This window comes from Winogradskyella sp. ABM4_392, assembly GCF_056160445.1.
The window spans coordinates 773,748-793,954 of record NZ_JBSWXE010000001.1; the positions used below are offsets into that span (position 1 = coordinate 773,748).

At 34.1% G+C, this 20,207-nt stretch carries 23 protein-coding genes; 11 read left to right on the forward strand and 12 right to left on the reverse strand.

The window, feature by feature from the left end; translation table 11 throughout:
- The first annotated feature begins 100 nt into the window (after window positions 1-100).
- The 3 genes from ACXAFS_RS03335 to aat all read left to right on the forward strand — a co-directional run bounded on the left by ACXAFS_RS03335 (window position 101) and on the right by aat (window position 2,274).
- A complete protein-coding gene (locus ACXAFS_RS03335; protein WP_475305299.1) occupies window positions 101-970 on the forward strand; it encodes a flavin reductase family protein in 870 nt (289 codons plus the stop codon).
- A 43-nt stretch (window positions 971-1,013) separates the two neighbouring features.
- A complete protein-coding gene (locus ACXAFS_RS03340; RefSeq protein ID WP_475305300.1) occupies window positions 1,014-1,391 on the forward strand; it encodes a DUF3127 domain-containing protein in 378 nt (125 codons plus the stop codon).
- A 259-nt stretch (window positions 1,392-1,650) separates the two neighbouring features.
- Window positions 1,651-2,274 carry a leucyl/phenylalanyl-tRNA--protein transferase gene (gene aat, locus ACXAFS_RS03345; protein WP_475305301.1) on the forward strand — a complete coding sequence of 208 codons (624 nt, stop codon included), beginning with the start codon at window positions 1,651-1,653 and terminating at the stop codon, window positions 2,272-2,274.
- On the opposite strand, the gene ACXAFS_RS03350 is transcribed toward aat, so the two are convergent.
- Genes ACXAFS_RS03350 through ACXAFS_RS03360 form a run of 3 tightly spaced genes read right to left on the reverse strand, consistent with a single transcriptional unit; the run spans window position 2,271 to window position 4,086 of the window.
- Entirely contained in the window at window positions 2,271-2,954 is a 684-nt protein-coding gene (locus ACXAFS_RS03350; RefSeq protein ID WP_475305303.1) for a DUF2490 domain-containing protein, read from the reverse strand. The two genes, aat and ACXAFS_RS03350, sit on opposite strands and share 4 nt — an antisense overlap.
- Entirely contained in the window at window positions 2,941-3,519 is a 579-nt protein-coding gene (locus ACXAFS_RS03355; protein ID WP_475305304.1) for a hypothetical protein, read from the reverse strand. Before ACXAFS_RS03355 ends, ACXAFS_RS03350 begins: the two co-directional genes overlap by 14 nt.
- Window positions 3,520-3,522: 3 nt before the next feature.
- Complete coding sequence (locus ACXAFS_RS03360; protein WP_475305305.1) at window positions 3,523-4,086, reverse strand: DNA-3-methyladenine glycosylase I; 564 nt, start codon at window positions 4,084-4,086, stop codon at window positions 3,523-3,525.
- A 142-nt stretch (window positions 4,087-4,228) separates the two neighbouring features.
- On the opposite strand from ACXAFS_RS03360, the gene ACXAFS_RS03365 reads away from it, so the two are divergent.
- Window positions 4,229-4,846: a thioredoxin family protein gene (locus ACXAFS_RS03365; protein ID WP_475305307.1), complete on the forward strand. Its 618-nt coding sequence runs from the start codon at window positions 4,229-4,231 to the stop codon at window positions 4,844-4,846.
- 49 nt (window positions 4,847-4,895) lie between these two features.
- On the opposite strand, the gene ACXAFS_RS03370 is transcribed toward ACXAFS_RS03365, so the two are convergent.
- The 7 genes from ACXAFS_RS03370 to ACXAFS_RS03400 form a co-directional block, all read right to left on the reverse strand.
- Window positions 4,896-5,630: a hypothetical protein gene (locus ACXAFS_RS03370; protein WP_475305308.1), complete on the reverse strand. Its 735-nt coding sequence runs from the start codon at window positions 5,628-5,630 to the stop codon at window positions 4,896-4,898.
- 80 nt (window positions 5,631-5,710) lie between these two features.
- Window positions 5,711-6,421 (reverse strand): tRNA pseudouridine(55) synthase TruB, encoded by a 711-nt coding sequence (truB, locus tag ACXAFS_RS03375; protein ID WP_475305309.1) that lies wholly within the window; start codon window positions 6,419-6,421, stop codon window positions 5,711-5,713.
- On the reverse strand, window positions 6,418-7,212 hold the full coding sequence (locus ACXAFS_RS03380; protein ID WP_475305311.1) for an undecaprenyl-diphosphate phosphatase: 795 nt from the start codon (window positions 7,210-7,212) through the stop codon (window positions 6,418-6,420). The genes truB and ACXAFS_RS03380 overlap by 4 nt, the downstream gene beginning before the upstream one ends.
- A gap of 56 nt (window positions 7,213-7,268) precedes the next feature.
- On the reverse strand, window positions 7,269-7,805 hold the full coding sequence (locus ACXAFS_RS03385; protein WP_475305312.1) for an RDD family protein: 537 nt from the start codon (window positions 7,803-7,805) through the stop codon (window positions 7,269-7,271).
- Between the two features lie 26 nt (window positions 7,806-7,831).
- Window positions 7,832-8,089 carry a DUF3098 domain-containing protein gene (locus ACXAFS_RS03390; protein ID WP_475305313.1) on the reverse strand — a complete coding sequence of 86 codons (258 nt, stop codon included), beginning with the start codon at window positions 8,087-8,089 and terminating at the stop codon, window positions 7,832-7,834.
- A 103-nt stretch (window positions 8,090-8,192) separates the two neighbouring features.
- Window positions 8,193-8,735, reverse strand: coding sequence for a hypothetical protein (locus tag ACXAFS_RS03395; protein ID WP_475305315.1), 543 nt, complete (start codon window positions 8,733-8,735; stop codon window positions 8,193-8,195).
- 5 nt (window positions 8,736-8,740) lie between these two features.
- Window positions 8,741-9,619: a cell division protein FtsX gene (locus tag ACXAFS_RS03400; protein ID WP_475305316.1), complete on the reverse strand. Its 879-nt coding sequence runs from the start codon at window positions 9,617-9,619 to the stop codon at window positions 8,741-8,743.
- Window positions 9,620-9,742: 123 nt separating this feature from the next.
- Between ACXAFS_RS03400 and ACXAFS_RS03405 the strand changes: the two genes are divergently transcribed.
- The 5 genes from ACXAFS_RS03405 (at window position 9,743) to ACXAFS_RS03425 (ending at window position 16,046) form a co-directional block, all read left to right on the forward strand.
- Window positions 9,743-12,748, forward strand: a complete 3,006-nt coding sequence (locus tag ACXAFS_RS03405; RefSeq protein WP_475305317.1) for a leucine--tRNA ligase — start codon at window positions 9,743-9,745, stop codon at window positions 12,746-12,748.
- Window positions 12,749-12,855: 107 nt separating this feature from the next.
- Complete coding sequence (locus ACXAFS_RS03410) at window positions 12,856-13,389, forward strand: hypothetical protein (protein WP_475305319.1); 534 nt, start codon at window positions 12,856-12,858, stop codon at window positions 13,387-13,389.
- Window positions 13,390-13,418: 29 nt separating this feature from the next.
- On the forward strand, window positions 13,419-13,760 hold the full coding sequence (locus tag ACXAFS_RS03415) for a hypothetical protein (RefSeq protein WP_475305320.1): 342 nt from the start codon (window positions 13,419-13,421) through the stop codon (window positions 13,758-13,760).
- Between the two features lie 397 nt (window positions 13,761-14,157).
- On the forward strand, window positions 14,158-15,258 hold the full coding sequence (ald, locus tag ACXAFS_RS03420; RefSeq protein WP_475305321.1) for an alanine dehydrogenase: 1,101 nt from the start codon (window positions 14,158-14,160) through the stop codon (window positions 15,256-15,258).
- A gap of 92 nt (window positions 15,259-15,350) precedes the next feature.
- Complete coding sequence (locus tag ACXAFS_RS03425; RefSeq protein WP_475305323.1) at window positions 15,351-16,046, forward strand: zinc metallopeptidase; 696 nt, start codon at window positions 15,351-15,353, stop codon at window positions 16,044-16,046.
- Between the two features lie 51 nt (window positions 16,047-16,097).
- On the opposite strand, the gene ACXAFS_RS03430 is transcribed toward ACXAFS_RS03425, so the two are convergent.
- Together ACXAFS_RS03430 and ACXAFS_RS03435 are read right to left on the reverse strand one after the other, a co-directional pair.
- On the reverse strand, window positions 16,098-16,568 hold the full coding sequence (locus ACXAFS_RS03430; protein ID WP_475305324.1) for an Lrp/AsnC ligand binding domain-containing protein: 471 nt from the start codon (window positions 16,566-16,568) through the stop codon (window positions 16,098-16,100).
- A gap of 50 nt (window positions 16,569-16,618) precedes the next feature.
- A complete protein-coding gene (locus tag ACXAFS_RS03435) occupies window positions 16,619-17,983 on the reverse strand; it encodes a saccharopine dehydrogenase family protein (protein ID WP_475305325.1) in 1,365 nt (454 codons plus the stop codon).
- An 81-nt stretch (window positions 17,984-18,064) separates the two neighbouring features.
- Between ACXAFS_RS03435 and ACXAFS_RS03440 the strand changes: the two genes are divergently transcribed.
- The gene (locus tag ACXAFS_RS03440; protein ID WP_475305326.1) at window positions 18,065-18,454 is read left to right on the forward strand and encodes a DUF423 domain-containing protein; all 390 of its coding nucleotides are present in this window, start codon (window positions 18,065-18,067) and stop codon (window positions 18,452-18,454) included.
- A gap of 64 nt (window positions 18,455-18,518) precedes the next feature.
- Window positions 18,519-20,138, forward strand: coding sequence for a phosphoenolpyruvate carboxykinase (ATP) (gene pckA / locus ACXAFS_RS03445; protein WP_475305327.1), 1,620 nt, complete (start codon window positions 18,519-18,521; stop codon window positions 20,136-20,138).
- The last annotated feature ends 69 nt before the right edge of the window (window positions 20,139-20,207 follow it).

Genomic DNA, 20,207 nt, shown 5'->3' on the forward strand with positions numbered 1-20,207 from the left:
ATATAATGTAAAACTGTTAATAATATTGTTTAGATACAGAGGCAAAACACTTTCATTGACGTGGCAATATAATTATCTTTGTTGAAAATCAGCAAGCTACATGATTTCATTTAATCCCAAAGACCTATCTACAGGTAGATTACACGGTTATTTGCTAAGCGCAGTTGCACCTAGACCTATTGCCTTTGCAAGTACAATAGACAAAGATGGCAATCCTAATTTGTCGCCTTTTAGTTTCTTTAATGTGTTTAGTGCAAATCCTCCGATTTTAATTTTTTCACCAGCAAGAAGAGTAAGAGATAATACTACGAAGCATACTTTAGAAAATGTTGAAGCGGTTAACGAAGTGGTGATTAATGTGGTCAATTATGATATTGTGCATCAAATGTCTTTGAGTAGTACAGAATATCCTGAAGGTGTTAATGAGTTTGAAAAAGCAGGTTTAACGATGTTGGCTTCAGATGAAGTTAAGCCTTTTAGAGTCGCTGAATCTCCAATTCAAATGGAATGTAAAGTTAATGATGTTGTAAAGTTAGGGACAGAAGGTGGAGCAGGAAATTTGGTTATTTGTGAGGTTATAAAACTTCATATTTCAGAAGAAGTAATGAATGAAGACAATACAGTAAATCAAGAAGCATTAGACTTGGTTGCTAGAGCAGGAGGTAGTTATTATAGTAGAGCAAAAAATGGATTTTTTGAAATCCCAAAACCTTTACGAGCATTGGGAATCGGAGTAGATAATTTACCAGAACATGTTAGAAACAGCATGATTTTAACTGGAAATAATTTAGGTATGTTAGCCAATGTCGATAAGTTACCAACAGAAGATGAGGTTAAGCAGTTTGTAAATGATATTAGTGAGCGTTATCCAGATATAAAAACTGCGACGCATAGAGAAAAACATAAACTGGCAAGAAATTATTTAAGCTACGGAGATGTAGAAAGTGCATGGAAGTTATTACTTTCGTAAATTCAATTAATATAGAAGGAAAATAAAATTAGATTAAACAAAAATGGAAGTACAAGGACGTATTAAGGTAATTGGAGAAACTCAAACTTTTGGAAGTAATGGGTTTAGAAAAAGAGAGGTTGTAGTAACAACAGAAGAGCAATACCCACAACACCTTATGATAGAGTTTGTTCAAGATAAAACAGATTTATTAAATACCTATCAGGTAGGACAGCAGGTTAAGGTTAATATTAACCTTAGAGGAAGAGAGTGGGTGAATCCACAAGGAGAAACTAAATATTTTAACTCTATCCAAGGATGGAGAATAGAAGCATTGCAAGCTGATGCACCTAGTGGAGATATGCCACCTGTACCACCAACAGAAGCTTTTGAGCCTGTAAGTGATTTAAATGAAGATGATCATGATGATTTGCCTTTCTAATAAGAAAGGGTTTTAATAATATTGAAAAGACTTGTTTTAAATAAACAAGTCTTTTTTATTTTTAATAAAAAAGTCCCAATGGTTAATTGGGACTTAGTATTGTGGTTTTAGGTTTTGATCTTCACAAACAAACTTAAAAAAAAGCAATGATGAACAAAAAATTTATTTAATAAAGATCAGGTCAAATATCAATAAAATTCTTATACTATCAAAACCAAGCCCTTTATTTAACAGTAAAAATCGCTTAAAAGCTTAAATAATGCACTTTTTAACCGATAAAATAGAATTCCCAGACGTATCTGAAGCCTCTTTTGAAGGCTTATTAGCCATTGGTGGAGACTTGTCATCAGAGCGATTAATACATGCATATTATAGTGGGATTTTCCCTTGGTTTGAAGACGAAGAACCACTATTATGGTGGTCACCAGACCCAAGATTTGTGTTGTTTCCTAAAGATTTAAAAATTTCAAAGAGTATGAAGCAGATTTTGAAAAAGAGTGAATTTAAAGTTACTGTTAACAAAGACTTTAAAACGGTTATTGAGGAATGCGCCTTAGCAAAACGCGAAGGGCAAAATGGTACTTGGATTACAGAACAAATGATAGAGGCTTACATTAAACTTCATCAATTAGGATACGCTAAGTCAGTTGAGGTATGGCAAAAAAGCAAGTTAGTTGGTGGACTTTATGGTGTAGATTTAGGCAACAATGTATTTTGTGGAGAGAGCATGTTTGCTAAAGTCAGTAATGCAAGTAAAGCCGGATTTATAACCTTTGTTCAAAATTCAAATTACCATTTAATAGATTGTCAGATACATACTAAGCATCTCGAAAGTTTAGGTGCTAAGCATATTCCAAGATCAGAATTTTTGAAATACCTTTAAATTTTAAGAATGGCAGAAGTTAAAAGAAACAGCTTTTGCTCAGTGCTAAGATTAAAGGCTTCAAAACGATATTCTATACCGAATTGAAGCTTCAACTTCTCGGAAACTAACCATCCAAATTGAGTCGTTGTTCTATGGTCTAGTTCTGGTTTTTTATTTTTACTATTGCTTAATAGTGCTTCCATAGAACCAACAAAATAAGCCTCACCAATATCTAATTTTTCACCATTAAGTGGAAAATCTAAAGCAAAACGATATCGTAATCTTAATATGGTTAAATCTTCTAAAATACGTTGTTCAAATCGTATACGATGTCCAAATCGTAAGGCTTCGTTCTTTTTTGTATGATTAAACTGTTGCGTTAAACGTAGCTCATTACTACCTCCATCTATAGATTCTCGTATTCGGTATTGTATACCTAAGCTAACAGAATGATTATAATCTAAGTTTAATGTTGAAAAATGTACAAAGTCTAGTTGTCTGTTTTCAAAACTAAAATTGTCTTCTAGGTATAAATAATAACGAGAGCGAACAGCAAAGTTAATTTTGTAATTATTATTTATATCTGTGTTTACAGCAAAACTCGTTTCACCTAAACCTTCAAAATCAGATTGAGAAAATAACGTGTTAAGGCTTGCAAAACATGCCAATAAAACTAAAAGTGTTTTAGTATAAGACATGCTCGTAAGAGGTTGGGTTTAAAATTCTGAAGTTTACAAACTCGCCAGATTTATTAAAGGTAAACTCTCTAATATCTCTTTTTTTTTCAGTTTTAATTTCAGCGATAATTTCAAAGTTTGGTGCTTCAGCTGAGGTGTTGTCCAATATGTCGTTGACAAAAGTCAAAGCATCTAATTCTGAATGGTAGACAAATTGTTTTTGCACCTTTATGAGTTTGTATTTGCTGAAGCTAGATGTAAAATAGTCTTCAATTTTAGATTTTTTTTCTTCGTTTATAGTTTTGAATTTGGTAAGAACTTCTAGATCTTCGATGATACCATCATTAGAAAACTCTAGGCTGTAGCGCTTTCTTTTGTATTTGAATTTTACCTCAAAACTTTGCTTTTCACCATCAGTTTCTTTGTAAAATTTTAAACGTTTACAGCCCTCAGGTAGATTGTTTAGAATCGCAATGGCAGCAGAAGGAAATTCTGATTTAGTTATACGCTCTTCCTTTTCATTTTTAGTTTGACTAAAAACGAATTGGCTAATAAACATTAAAACGAGGAGTGTTTTTGTTTTCATTTTTTAAACTTCGTTATATCTAAAACAGGATACTTCATGGTCATTAACCATACCAGTAGCTTGCATGTGCGCATAGATTACAGTGGTACCAACAAATTTAAATCCTCTTTTTTTTAGGTCTTTGCTTATGGCATCACTCAAAGGTGTATTTGCAGGTGCTTTTTTATAATCTTTAAAACTGTTTTTTATAGGCTTACCATCTACAAAATCCCATATATATTTTGAAAAACTTCCAAATTCATCTTGTATTTTCATAAAAGCTTGAGCGTTGGTTACTGTCGCATTTACTTTTAATTTATTTCTAATGATGCCTTCATTTTGAAGTAGATTTTCAATTTTACTTTGCTTATAATTTGCAATCTTTTTGTAGTCAAAATTATCAAAAGCTTTTCTAAAATTTTCGCGCTTGCGTAAAACAGTAATCCAACTCAGACCAGCCTGAAAGGTTTCAAGAATTAAGAACTCAAATAACGTATCATCATCATAAACAGGAACTCCCCATTCTTGGTCATGGTAGGCTTCGTAAAGCGGATCGCCAACACACCAACCGCATCTGTGTTTTGTCATTTTGTAAGGTTTAGAGTTTTATGCTACTAAGGTAACAAGTGTCACATAATTTATGGGCAATCAGCACTATTTTTGTAAACTGAAAATCAAAAAAGTTAAAACAATAACATCACTGAGTTATAAACCAATTAGTTTTACCACGATGGAAATTTTAGAAAACACAATGATTACAGATATCATCAAGGAAAGTTTAAATAAATCAATGAGCTACGATGAATACCGAACTTTAGTTGCCTCTCTTGTTGAACAACAATCAACAACAGGTAATGAAAAAACGGAAGCCTTAGCAAATTATACAAAAATGAATGACAGACGCATGAAGCGTTGGGATAAAACGGTTAGGCTATTTGATGATGTTATTGAAAAAATCACAGCATATACCAAAAATGTAACTTGGTTAGTACTAACCGAAAGTTGGTGTGGAGACGCAGCGCATATAATGCCTGTAATTAACAAGGTGGCTGAGCAAAATAAAAATATAGATTATAAAGTAGTGCTGAGAGATGATAATGAAGCCTTAATGAATCAGTTTTTAACCAATGGAGGTAAAGCTATACCAAAGTTAATTGCGATTGATAATGAAACATTAGAAGTGTTAAATACTTTTGGGCCAAGACCTTCAATAGCTACAGAAATGGTTAATGTTTACAAAGCGCAACATGGAAAACTAACACCAGAATTTAAAGAAGATTTACAACGTTGGTACAATAAGGATAAAGGACAATCTACAATTGAAGATTTAGTTAGTCTTTTAAGTTAAATTAGTATCATACAGGGTTAGTTTAACTGGTGACTGAGCGTAGTCGAAGTCAATTCTTTCCTCTAAACAAAAATGTAATAGTTCCTATTTGTTCGTTTTTATCAGAGGAATCAAATAATGCTTCTTTAGCGTATTCTAAAGCACGATTTATTAAACATTGGTTGCTGGAATTTGAAGACCCATTAACAGAGGCATCGGTAACGATACCTTTTCCATTTACCACAATATTTACCACGATTTTACCACCTCTTTCACATAAGTAACGCGGAATATCATAGTCTTGCATAGTTCTTCCAACTAGAGAATAGGTAAGTGTACTTTTAGTTTTAGCGTGTTCGTCTGCTATTTTTTTATTTTCTAAACGTTTGTTTAATTCTTCCTGAAGTTTTTTATAAGACTCTGTTTCTTCAGAATTTAAAGCATATGCATTACTGTTGGCATATGATTTATTAATACTAGTTTCTTCTGAAATATCACTCGCTTTTGCATCTTCTAAAGCTTTGGTGGTACGTTCAAAATCATTTGCGCTTATAGTTTTAAAGTTGCGCATCATGTCTTTGTACTCCTGGTCTTCGTTAAATGCTTTGTTGGTAGTCTTACCATCTAGCGCATCAATTAGTTCTTGCTCTTCTTCGGTGATTTCTGGTTCTGGTAAAATCTCGTAATAGCTTTCGGTAATAAGTTTGCCTTTTTGTTTTAGTTGAATACTAAACATACCTAAGACCACAATTCCTGTAAGCAGGAATGTAATTATTGCAGCTTTATGTTGTTCAATAAACTTCAAAGTTATTAGAGATTTGTGTGTTTAGATATACGAATATAACCATGAAAAAGTTTAAATCACAGTGCTAAACCCTTGTTAAATCATTGATCTAGTGGAAGTGTAGCTATAAAATCTTCAGGACTTAGTGCATTTTTAACCTTAAAATCACCAATACGTGTACGTCTTAAAACCGATAAATGTGCTCCAGAGTTTAAGGCTTTTCCAAAGTCATGTGCAAGCGAACGAATGTAAGTGCCTTTACTACATACTACTCTAAAATTGAGCGTTAAAATACTTTCAAGGGTATTTATTTCTGTAATCTCAAATTCAGAAATTTCAATTTCTCTCGATTTAATTTCTACAGCTTCACCTGCTCTGGCAAATTCATACAAGCGTTTACCATCTTTCTTTATCGCTGAAAATACTGGTGGAAATTGCTCAATTTTACCAATAAATTGTTTGGTTGTTCGGTGAATTAAGTCTTCCGAAATATGTTCTATCGGAAAGGTAGCATCAATTTCGGTTTCCAAATCATAAGATGGAGTGGTGCTACCAACAACAAAAGTACCTGTATACTCTTTTTCCTGACCTTGAAAGGTGTTAATTTGTTTAGTCATTTTACCAGTACAAATCACTAATAAACCCGTGGCAAGCGGATCTAGAGTACCAGCATGTCCAACCTTTATTTTCTTAATCGAATACGATTTTCTAATGGCCCAACGTAGTTTGTTTACGGCCTGAAATGAGGTCCAGGTTAGTGGTTTATCAATCAATAAAACCTGACCTTCTTTATAATCTTCTAAAGTTTTCATGATGCAAATGACCAGATTATAGCAATAAGACCGACTATGATGCAGTATATAGAAAAGTAAGTGAGTTTACTTTGTTTTACCAAAGCAATCATCCATTTGCAAGCAAATAATCCTGCTACAAAAGCAGCTATAAAGCCAATACCTAGTGTTGTAAAGTTGGCACTGTCGTAAGTGATTTCTCCACCCAAAATATCTTTAGCAATTTTTCCAAAAATTAAAGGGACTACCATTAAAAATGAAAAACGTGCAGCCTTGGTTTTGTCATTACCCAAAAGTACAGACGTAGAAATTGTAGCACCAGAACGAGAAATACCAGGCAACATGGCAATCGCTTGAGAAATACCGATAACAAACGCATTACTAAAAGTTACATTTTTGTTGGTGTCCTTAGCTCTATCTGCCATAAATAGTAGAATTGCAGTAACAATAAGCATAACACCAACAAGTAAAATGTTACCGTTAAAAAGTGCTTCGAGCTGTTCTTCAAAAAACAAACCAACAATTACAGCAGGTATCATGGAGATTACAATTTTGCTTAGAAATTGTAAATCTTCGTTCCATTCAAATTTTAAGATACCTTTTATGATATCTATAATATCCTTTCTAAAAATAACAATAGTACTAAGTGCAGTTGCAAAGTGCAGTACTACTGTAAATAATAGACTTTCTTTAGGTAAAGAATTGTCGCCAAGAATGGCTTTTCCTAATTCTAAATGACCGCTGGAGGATACAGGTAAAAACTCTGTGAGTCCTTGTACAATCCCTAAGATAATAGCATCAATAACTTCCATAGGTGACAAATATCAATTAACAATTAACAAAATCCAAAAAAAGAAGGATCAAAACTTTACTTTGAAGCCACAGCAAGGGTTTTAGACAACTGGTCGAACAAGGTCTGCTTTTTATCACTGTCTGCCGCAGAAACAGAAGTTAGAAATACGAAAAAACACCAAACTAGGTTGTAAATAAGATAAATGACGAGTGCTATAAAGCCTTTAAAGAGTCGTTCAATACCAGAAATAGCTATATCAATATAATCGCCACCTGAATGGTGGTTGAAAAATGTGTTGTACGATAGTAAAAGAAAGATGCCTGGAATAGCAAAATACAAAACCAAATAGCTGTTTCTGATTAATGAAGCTTTTAGAGAAATTGAATGAAATTCGGTGTTTACTATTTTTAAACCAACGATTTTTTTACCGACAGTATAACCAAATTTCCATTCGGCTATGATTTTATAAATAGGAAATAATAGTGTTAATGCTATTGAGGTTAGTAATTCTTTTTTTGAATAATTAAAAAATACACTGCTTATAAATAGTTGAGATAAAATTCCAATAAAAAAATGATAGACAATAACTAAATCTAATGCAATAGCTATCACTCTTAATTTAAAACTACCAATAGGCATTATTTCTTTTTATCAGGATTCAATAGAATGGCATATACCTGAAATCCAAAACCTATAAGCACTAAAGTAGGTGCTAAGCGAATACGTCTCCAGCTAAACACATCTGGATTCCAAACATTAGGATCGTCACTTCCTCCGCCAGACATAAGGATAAATCCAACAACAATACATGCCAAACCTATGAGCATAAACTTATAGTTCTTTTTTCCGAAGATAAACTCTGCTTTAGATTGTTCTTTGCGTTTCTTTTCGCCCATACCAATTGCTTTGTAGATGCAAAGTAATAGTTTTATTTAAAACTTTTGCGTTAAGAGAATCTAAATTTAATATTCTGTCATTTCAAATGGAACCTTTTTAAACCTATTTCAATATTTCTAGTTTTCCCGAACGTAGAAAGGGTTTGTTTAAAAGTCCAATACTCATATTAATTGTAATTGTGTCTCCTTTTTTGATATTTGAAAGATTATTCAGTGATATTTTATCTTCAGCAATAAAGAAGTAATCATTATTAACAGATTCTATGGTAATTCGATTTTTTTGTTCATTTGACCAAGTGTTGATTATAACAAACTCTTCTTTTAAATCTTTTTTGGCAAAAGATTTATTAATGTGAAATATAGTTTGATCTTTAACTATATTTATATAAAAGGTTGCCAAAAACGAAAAAAATACTCCATAGGCAAAGCTCTTGAGAAGCTTAATAGTCTTGTCATTTTCTTGTGAATGATAAAGGACAAAAAACATTATGATAAATAAAGAAACTATAAAAATTGAAATATAGATTTTTATATCCCAATCATAGCTGTCTTCACCTTCATAATCCTTAAACGCAGAATCGAGAAAAGGAAGAGCGAATAAATAAATAAAAGGTAGTGCAACTAATTTGTCTAAGGAGAACTTCATTACACTTAATAATACAACTGATCCGTTTTTAAATTCAAGAAACGTTGTGTGGCAATAAAGGTGCTAATCCAAGTGATGATTACACCCAACACAAAAACACCAAGAAAAAGACCTGCGATCATAACAGTATTTCTAAGCAATTCTAGTTCTGGGAAATATTGATCTAAATAATACAGTACAACTGCCATACCTGCTAAAGCAACAATAGCACCAACGACACCAAGTTGAACGCTTTTCCAAACAAATGGTCTGCGAATAAAACTCTTCGTCGCACCAACCATTTGCATGGTTTTTATAATAAATCGCTTTGAGTATACAGCCAAACGAATAGAACTATTAATTAGTAAAACAGCAATAAGTGTAAACAAGCCACTAATAATAAGTACCCAAACACTAATCTTTTTTACATTATCATTCATCAATTCTACGAGGTCATTATCGTATCTTATTTCTTCAATAAACGATTTTGTTGAAAGACTTTCAGAGATTTCACTTAGTTTTTCTGTCGTTACAAAATCAGCTTTTAAGTAAACATCAATTGAATTTTTTAACGGATTATAACCTACAAAATCCATAAAATCTTCACCTGTTTCAGCTTTCATCATTTCAGCAGCTTCTTCCTTAGAGACATAGACAGCTTCTTTAGAATACTCTGCCATTGCTAAACTTTTCTTTAGCTGATTCACTTCAACCTCTTTTGCAGTATCATTCAAATAAATCGTCATCACCACTTGCTCCTTAAAATGATCAGCTACTTTTTTAGAGTTAATAACCAAAAGACCAAGACAGCCTAACAGGAATAAAACCAATGCAATACTGATAACTACAGAGATGTATGAAGAAATTAATTTTCGTTTTTGATACTTGTCAAAAGATGATGCCATATAGTGCGGATTAATGATGTAAAAATAAAAAAGAAAATGCTTATGTAGAGTAATACAACGTTTAGTTTTTTATTGTGTTGTAATACCACTAAATTTGCACCTTATTTCAAGGAAAACAGGAAGATGAAATACAACTTCAACGACATAGAGAAAAAGTGGCAAGACTACTGGGCAAAAAACGAAACCTTTAAAGCGTCTAACAACAGTGATAAACCAAAATATTACGTATTAGATATGTTCCCTTACCCAAGTGGAGCTGGTTTGCACGTTGGGCATCCGCTGGGTTATATAGCAAGTGATATTTATGCACGTTACAAGCGTCATAAAGGGTTTAATGTATTGCACCCACAAGGCTACGATTCGTTTGGTTTACCTGCAGAACAGTATGCAATACAAACAGGTCAGCATCCTGCAGTAACGACTGAGGCTAACATTACAACCTATCGTCGTCAGTTAGACCAAATCGGATTTTCATTCGATTGGAGTAGAGAAGTACGCACTAGTAATCCGGAATATTACAAATGGACCCAGTGGATTTTCATTCAGTTGTTTGAGTCATGGTACAACTACGATAGCAACAAAGCAGAACATATTGACACCTTAATCAAAATGTTTGAAGCTGAAGGAAATGTCAATGTAAATGCGGCTTGCGATGATGATATTAATCCGTTTACTGCTGAAGAATGGAACGCTTTTTCAGAGACTGAAAAACAAGATATCCTTTTAAAATATAGATTGACCTATTTAGCAGAAACCGAAGTAAATTGGTGTCCTGCTTTAGGAACCGTTTTAGCCAATGACGAAATTGTAAATGGAGTTTCAGAACGTGGTGGTCATCCTGTAATCCGTAAAAAAATGACCCAATGGAGTATGCGAATTTCGGCTTACGCAGAACGTTTGCTTCAAGGTTTAGATACGATTGATTGGACAGATGCGCTTAAAGACATCCAAAAAAACTGGATTGGAAAATCGGTTGGTGCTTCAGTAACTTTCAATGTAAAAGATTATGATGCAACTATTGAAGTCTTCACAACAAGACCTGATACCATTTTCGGAGTGTCGTTTATGACGTTAGCACCAGAGCACGAGCTTGTGTCGCAAATTACAACAGACGAACAAAAAGCTGAGGTTGAAGCCTACATAGAAGCCACTGCAAAGCGTAGTGAGCGCGACCGTATGGCAGATGTAAAAACCATTTCTGGTGTGTTTACAGGTGCTTATGCCGAGCATCCATTTACCAAAGAACCTATTCCGATTTGGATAGGCGATTACGTATTGGCAAGCTACGGAACAGGAGCTGTTATGGCTGTACCTTGCGGAGACCAAAGAGATTACGATTTTGCTAAGCACTTCAATATTCCGATACCAAATATTTTTGAAGGTGTCGATATTTCTGAAGAAGCTTTTGCATCTAAGGATAATGTTAAAATTGCCAATAGCGACTTCCTTGATGGAATGAACTATAAGAAAGCTACTAAGCGCGCTATTTTCGAATTAGAGCAAATCGGTCAAGGTGAAGGAAAAACCAATTACCGTTTGCGTGATGCGGTGTTTTCTCGTCAGCGTTATTGGGGCGAACCTTTCCCAGTGTATTACAAGGATGGTATGCCGCAAATGATAGATGAAAAACATTTACCATTAACCTTACCAGAAGTTGAAAAATACTTACCAACCGAAGAAGGTGAGCCACCATTAGGGCGTGCAGACGTTTGGGCTTGGGACACCAATACAAATACAGTTTGTCATTCTGAACTTGTTTCAGAATCTAAAGGCATCTACCCACTAGAATTAAACACAATGCCAGGTTGGGCAGGAAGCTCTTGGTACTTTTTCCGTTATATGGAAGAACAAGCCAAAAGAGGCGAAGCCTTTGCAACTGAAGAGGCTCTAAAATATTGGGAAAATGTAGATTTATACATTGGTGGTAGCGAGCACGCTACTGGCCACTTATTGTACTCACGTTTTTGGGTAAAGTTTTTATACGATAGAGGGTTTGTTGGAGTGGATGAACCATTTAAAAAGCTGATTAACCAAGGGATGATACTTGGTACTAGTGCTTTTGTTCATCAATTTTTGAAGGATAAAATTAATGTTTCAAAAAATGAGAATGTTGGTTTTGAAAGAGATGTTTTTATTTCATATGATTTAATTGAAAAAATCGAGTCTCTTCCAGTGGATGAAAGAATAGAGTATATTGAACTCAATCTTAAAAGCCAGTTTCTCTCAGTAATGAGTGAAGAAGAATTTGAGAAAAGTTTTGAATTAATAAAATTCCCTAAAAGGGACACAAGAGCATTACACGTTGATGTTTCATTGATAAATGCTTCTGATGAATTAGATATTGAAAACTTCAAAAATTGGCGAACAGATTTTAAAGATGCAGTTTTTATTACAAATAATGAAGCATATAAAGTATCTAGAGACGTCGAAAAAATGTCAAAATCAAAGTACAATGTTGTTAATCCAGATGATATTGTAGAAGATTATGGTGCAGACAGCTTACGTTTATACGAAATGTTCCTTGGACCATTAGAGCAATACAAACCTTGGAATACAGCAGGTATCACAGGAGTACACGGATTCCTTAAAAAACTTTGGAAATTATTCCATCAAGGAGAAAATGGAGCGTTACTGGTTGACTCTTCCCCTTTGGGGAAGTCGGATGGGGCTGAGGCTTTAAAAACGCTTCATAAAACCATAAAAAAGGTTGAGGAAGACATCGAGAATTTCTCATTTAATACATCGGTTTCTACCTTTATGATTGCGGTAAACGAGTTAACAGCGCAAAAGTGTACAAGTAAAGAAATCTTAGAACCATTATTAGTATTAGTGTCGCCTTACGCGCCGCATATTGCTGAAGAATTGTGGGAACAACTAGGTCATACAACATCGATTTCAACAGCACCTTTCCCAAAATTCGAAGAAAAGCATTTGGTAGAGAGTTCTAAAAATTATCCGATTTCGTTTAATGGTAAAATGCGTTTTACGTTAGAATTGCCATTAGATATGAGCAAGGAGGAGATAGAAAAAACCGTTTTAGAAAACGAAAAAACACAAGAACAATTACAAGGTCGCACACCTAAAAAGGTCATCGTGGTTCCAGGTAAGATTGTGAATATTGTTGGGTAACCAATTCCTGCGAAAGCAGGAATCTCATAATTAATTAAAACCAGCCAAAGGAAAGCTACATTGAGATAAAATAAGTGCTAATGCGTTAGAGCGAATAATAGTAAAACATGAAAGGTCTAAGAATGATACTTAAAGTAGCATTAATTCTATTGTGTATGCATTTAAATGCACAAGAAAAAGCACTTGAATTTCCGCAAGATTATTTTGGTATTTACAAAGGAGATTTAACGATTACCAATTCAGCAGGTGAACAAAAACTGCAGATGGAATTTCATTTGCAACCAACTGATTCTATTGGAAAGTATAAATATACCTTAGTATATATTGTGGAAGGAAATCGCCAGGAACGCGATTATACTTTGATAGAAAAGAATGCAGAAAAAGGGGAATACGTTGTAGACGAGAACAATGGTATTTTGCTGGATGCTAAGTTTATTAATGGAACGCTATATTCTATGTTTGAAGTGCAAGGAAATATCTTAACTACTACAGAGCGCTTCAACGAGGAGTCAATGGATTTCACAATTACGTTTTCAGGAAAAGCACAAACTAACAAGTCTAAAACTGAAGGAGATGACCCAATAGATGTGGTAAGTTATCCTATTACTGTAGTACAATCTGCACATTTAATTAAAGAATAAGAACTAAGACTTTTTAGTATCTTTAATTCATGATTAAGCGCATTGGTCTTTTTTTTCTGGCTGCTGTTATTATAGCCTTTATTCTTATAAATCTTTTAGAGAAACCTTTTGATGCAAAAGTGTGGAAAACTGAACCATTACAACGCTACGAAATGGTAGATGATATCATTGAATCTCAGATTTTATCAAGCAAAACAAAGCGTGAAATTATTGAAATTTTAGGTCAGCCAGATTCAAAACTAAATACATCAAAAGACGCTTTTATTTATAACATCGGAAATCCACCAAGTTTCTTTTCTTCTCAAAAAGAGTATTTACTTATTGTTTTTAAAAATGAACGTGTTGAAGATGTTTCTTTAGCTGTTGATTAAGTTTCGTCTTTAACATCTCGATACTTTTCTTCGTGCCTCAGAAACACTCGATGTGACGCTCTGTTGTTTTTCGTTTTCGTCAGTTCGAGTGAAATTGCTATAAGCGATTTTGCACTTCGACAAGCTCTGCAGAACTATCGAGAACTATCAGAGGATGTACTTTTTCTTTCTGCTTCGAAAATACTTTATGTGACATTGTTGATTCCCCTTCATCGAAAAAATAATAATTTCATCTATTGATGTATTGTGTTGAAAAACAGTGTTTTATTTCGAATAATTCAAAATTCGTTCTTCAAAATAATAATTTCGTAAAAATGACTTTCATTTCACCTTAATATTTGGATAGCTAGATTTTTTGAGTGTATTTCATAGTGCTATTAACCACAACACACAGCATATGAAAATCGGAGTCCCAAAAGAAATCAAGAACAACGAAAACCGTGTTGGTATGACACCAGCAGGAGTTTATGAACTTATTAAAAATGACCACACTGTCTATGTCCAAAAAAATGCTGGTTTAGGCAGTGGCTTTTTTGATGAAGACTACAAAGAGGTTGGAGCTACCATTCTGGATACGATAGAGGAAGTTTACGCTTCTGCCGAAATGATTGTAAAAGTAAAGGAACCTATTGCCGTTGAATATGATTTTATTAAACCGCATCATGTGGTATTCACTTATTTTCATTTTGCGTCTAGCGAACCTTTAACTAAGGCGATGTTAAAAAGCAGGGCAGTTTGTATTGCTTATGAAACAGTTGAAGACGAAGATGGCTCATTACCATTGCTCACACCAATGTCTGAAGTGGCAGGTCGTATGGCGATTCAACAAGGTGCAAAATATTTAGAAAAACCAATTAAAGGACGAGGTGTCTTACTTGGCGGAGTACCTGGAGTGCCACCAGGACGAGTATTAGTGCTTGGTGCTGGTACTGTTGGTATACAAGCTGCTAAAATGGCTGCAGGTTTGGGTGCTCATGTTACTATAATGGATATTAATATGAAGCAACTACGTTATGTTAATGATGTAATGCCAAACCATGTGGTTACGGAATTTTCTAGCGAATTCAACATTAGAAAGCGTATTAAAGATCACGATTTAATAGTTGGTGGTGTATTATTAAAAGGAGCAAAAGCGCCAAACTTAATCACTAGAGATATGCTTAAAGACATGCGACCAGGAACAGTAATAGTGGACGTTGCTGTAGATCAAGGAGGTTGTGTTGAAACTACAAAGCCAACCACTCACGAAAATCCAACTTATATAATAGATGATGTTGTGCATTACTGTGTGGCAAATATGCCAGGTGCTGTACCTTACACATCCACTTTAGCGTTAACAAATGTAACCTTACCTTATGTGCTTAGATTAGCCAATCAAGGTTGGGAAGTAGCTTGTGCTAAAGACCAATCGCTAAGAAAAGGAATTAACATAGCCAACGGTAAAATTATTTACGAAGAGATTGCAGAAGCTTTCAATTGGTCTGTAGATGCGATGTAGCACCTTTTACTGACAAAATTTCTTAACTATAGTTTGGCGTATTATTTGCTATTCATTTAGTACATTTACAATACTAAATTTAAAAAAATACTATGGGTACAGGATATTTGTTATTAATTGGAGCGATAATGCTAGTAAGTTGGTTAGTTAGTAGCACACTTAAGAGAAAGTTTGCGAAATACTCCAAAGTACAGTTGCGGAATGGGATGAGTGGTAGAGAAATTGCCGAAAAAATGTTAGCCGACAACGGCATTTATGATGTTGAGGTTATTTCTACAGCTGGTCAGTTGACAGATCATTATAATCCAAAAAATAAGACAGTAAACCTTAGCGAAGCTGTTTATAATCAAAGAAATGCAGCTGCAGCTGCAGTAGCTGCTCATGAAGTTGGTCATGCTGTCCAACATGCACAAGCATATAGTTATTTACAAATGCGCTCTCAGTTGGTGCCAATTGTTAGCGTAACATCAGGTATGTCTCAATGGGTCGTTATAATAGGATTAGGACTTGGTGCTGCAGCAGGAGTAGGGCTTGGTTATTGGGTGGCATTAGCAGGATTAGGAATGATGGGATTTGCAACCTTATTCAGTTTTATTACACTTCCTGTGGAGTATGACGCAAGTAACAGAGCATTAGCTTGGTTAAAAGCTAAAAATATGGTAACTCCAGATGAATATAAAGGTTCTGAAGATGCCCTTAAATGGGCTGCTAGAACATATTTAGTAGCTGCAATAGGTGCTTTAGCCTCATTATTATATTGGGCTTTTCGTGTATTTGCGAGGGACTAGTTGTATCATGAATAGAAATAAAAGCCCTGAAAAACAGGGCTTTTTTATTGCCTATATTTTTATCTGTCTGCTAATCTGTTGTTGAAGGGAAATAAAAGTTTCGGTTCTAGAAACACCTTTTATGCCTTGTATTTCGGTATTAAGTAAATGCATTAAATGTTCATTGTCTTTGGAGAGAATTTTAATGAAAATACTCCATTCTCCAGTAGTGTAATGGCACTCTATAACTTCTGGTACGCGTTGAAGTTGTTTTACAGCCTCAGGATTACTTACGGCTTTATCTAAATATACACCAACAAAGGCCATAGTAGTGTAGCCCAAAACTTTTGGATTGATAATAAACTTAGAACCTGCCAAAAGTCCAGATTTTTCTAGTTTTTTGAGTCGTTGATGTATAGCAGCTCCAGAGATGCCAACATTTCGCGCAATTTCTAAAATTGGAGTTCTGGCATCTTCCATTAAGGCTCTTAGAATCTTCTTGTCAATACCATCTATGTATATGCCTTTGTCATTAACTTTCATGATTTCTTCTTTTAAATCGAAAGTTAAAAATAAGAAAAGGATTATAAATTTTAAAGATTAAGAGGATTGTAGCCTAAATATGGTACTTTCTTTTCTTTAAATTGTACACCATAAGTTTTTAGTTCTTCTAAAATAGGTGTATAAACTTCTTTAAAAATAGGAATTTGTACTCCAGGTGTCTTTATTTTTCCATTTAAGATATCCATTGTAGCCATTGCTACTGGTAGGCCTACCGTTTTAGCCATGGCAGTGTAAGTTTGGTCTTCGCCGACCACAACCATAGTAGCATCTATTTGACGCTTTTCTCCATTAATCTCGTACCCAAATTTGTGGTACATTACTATCATGTCCTTATCCTCAGGATCTAGCGTCCAGCTATCCATTAAAATTTTCTGTAGAATCTGAGCTGGAGTAGCTTTATCTAATTCTACCATTTTATCAGCACTAAAAAGATCGAGTTCTAAAAACTTATCCCAAACAATATCGTCTTGATCAATTTTAAGCGCATGTCTAAATTTAAGTTCAACAGAATCTGTTGGGCTATATGGTAAAAAGGCATTTACAAAGTCGCGATAGCTCATATTAATACTATCGTCTATAGTATAACTATCGTCAGTCATACCTAGTTGTACAAAAACATTCCAGGCTCTACTAAAACCAACACGTCTCATGGTACCACGATATAGCGTACGAGCATGATCTAACCCATAAACATGTTGATATTTTAAAGAATCTCTATTAGCATAGGCTTCAAAACGACCATAACCATCAATATCTAAAAATTCAGTTCTCCTAAATAGCCTGCCATACGGAATGTATTTAAATTGATTTTCCTGTAAAAATTTAGCAGCACCACCTTGTCCTGCAACTACGACATTTCGTGGATTCCATGTAAATTTATAGTTCCATAGGTTGTCATCACTTTCAGGAGCAACTAAACCTCCAGTAAACGACTCAAACAAAATCATTTTACCACCATTATCTCTAATGCGGTCTATAACTTGCATGGCGCTCATATGGTCTATACCAGGATCAACACCTATTTCATTCATAAAAATAAGGTTGTTTGCCTTGGCGTCTTCATCTAGATCTTGCATTTCTTTACTCACATAAGATGCAGTTACCATATGTTTTTTGTAGGTAATGCAATCTTTGGCTACTTCAATATGAAATCGAGCAGGCAACATAGAAACAACAATATCTGCGTTTTTAACAGCTTCGCTTCTTGAGTCTGATTTAAAAACATCTAAGTGAATGATGTTGACTTTTGAGTTTTCACCTACTAGTTTTTTTGCATTATCTGTATTTAAATCTCCTATAGTTATCTGAAGGTTTTCAGATTCGGACTTGTCTAGTAAGTATTTTATAAGGTATGATGAAGATTTTCCTGCACCAATGATTAAAATCTTTCGCATAGTAGCTTTATATGACTAATTTTGTAAAACACGAATGTAATAAATACGGCAAGTATAAGAAACCAAAATCTAACTTTACTTATGAACAAAAAGATATTAGTAGCTGGTTCAATTTTAGGAATATTAGGAATAATATTAGGTGCTTTTGCAGCTCATGGTTTAGAAAAATTAGTCAATGCAGATGCAATAAAAACTTTTGAAACAGGAGTACGTTATCAAATCTACCATGCCTTTTTTCTTCTCATACTTGGTGGTACTTCCTTTGTTAATTTAAAGACTAAAAAAATAGTTTTTTACTTGGTGCTCGTTGGTCTTTTATTCTTTTCTGGATCTATATATGGTTTGGCAACAAACGACCTTTCAAGTTTTAATTTTAAGACTATTGCAATGATTACACCTATAGGAGGGTTATTGTTAATTTTGGCTTGGGCAATGATGTTAATCGGTATTATAAGAAATAAGGTCGATTAATGGCTTTTAACAACGTCTTTTTAAAATAAAGTTATAATTTTGCGTCCTAAACAACACAAAAATTATGGTAAACCATACACCTTCAACGAAAACGATTTCGTTAGAAAAATATGGCATTAAAGATGCCACAATCCACTATCAATTAGAACCAAAAAAATTACAAGCCATTACCGTAGAAAATGGAATGGGTAAAGAAACACTTAATGGTACTTTGGCCGTAAATACTGGTAAGTTTACTGGCCGTTCTCCTGAAGATCGTTTTTTAGTGCAAGACGATTATACCAAAGACAGAATTTGGTGGGGAAAATCTAATAAGGCCATTACGCCAGAGCATTTTGATTATTTACAAAATGAAATTGAAAATTATCTAAGCGGCAAAGAGATTTTTGTTAGAGATGGTTACGTTTGTGCTGATCCTCAATACAAAATGAATGTAAGAACTGTAACAGAATATCCATGGTCTAATATGTTTATTTACAACATGTTTTTAAGACCTACAGCAGAAGAATTAGAGAATTTTGAAGAAGAGTGGTTAGTGCTTTGTGCTCCAGGATATTCGTGTCCAGATCCTGAAAATCATGGGTTAAGACAAGGTAACTTTTCAATATTAAATTTCACAAAAAAGATAGCCTTAGTAGGAGGCTCTGCTTATACAGGTGAAATGAAAAAAGGTATTTTCACTGCCTTAAACTTTATACTGCCAGTAGAAAAAAATGTTTTACCAATGCACTGTTCAGCAAATGTTGGTGATAATGGTGAAACTGCTATATTCTTTGGACTCTCAGGTACAGGTAAAACAACGTTGTCTACAGATCCTAATAGAAAATTAATTGGTGATGATGAGCATGGCTGGACAGCAGAAAACACTATCTTTAATTTTGAAGGTGGTTGCTATGCAAAAGTTATTGACTTGTCTGAAGAAAAAGAGCCAGACATTTATAGAGCAATTAAACCAGGAGCAATCCTTGAAAATGTAATTTTTAAAGAAAATGGTGAAGTCGATTATTTCGATAGCTCAATCACACAAAACACAAGGGTAAGTTATCCTATTTATCACATAGATAATATTAAAACTCCTTCTTACGCATCTAATCCTAAGAATATTTTCTTTTTAACAGCAGATGCTTTTGGTGTATTACCTCCAATTTCTAAGTTAACTCCTGCGCAAGCAGCTTACCATTTTATATCTGGATATACTGCAAAGGTAGCTGGTACTGAAGCTGGTGTTGTAGAGCCGCAACCATCGTTTTCTGCCTGTTTTGGAGCTCCATTTATGCCATTGCATCCTGCAGAGTATGCAGATATGTTAAGTAAGAAAATGAAAGAGGCTGGTGTAAACGTTTGGTTGGTTAATACAGGTTGGACAGGTGGTCCTTATGGTGTAGGAACACGTATGAAACTGAAGTATACCAGAGCAATGATTACTGCAGCATTAAATGGTGAATTGGGTAATTATACTTATGAAGATTATCATATTCACTCTGTATTTGGTGTAGCACAGCCAAGGTCTTGTCCTGGCGTACCAACAGAAGTATTAAGTCCAAGAACTACATGGAATGATGATGAGGCATATTATAAAATGGCTTTTAAATTAGCTAACTCTTTTAGGGAAAACTTTAAGCAATTTGAGTCAGATGCTTCAGAAGAAATAAGAAGAGGAGGTCCTCAACGATATGGATATTAAAATTCAAGAATTATAAATAAAAAAAGCGATTCTAATTTAGAATCGCTTTTTTTAATATAAATATTTTAA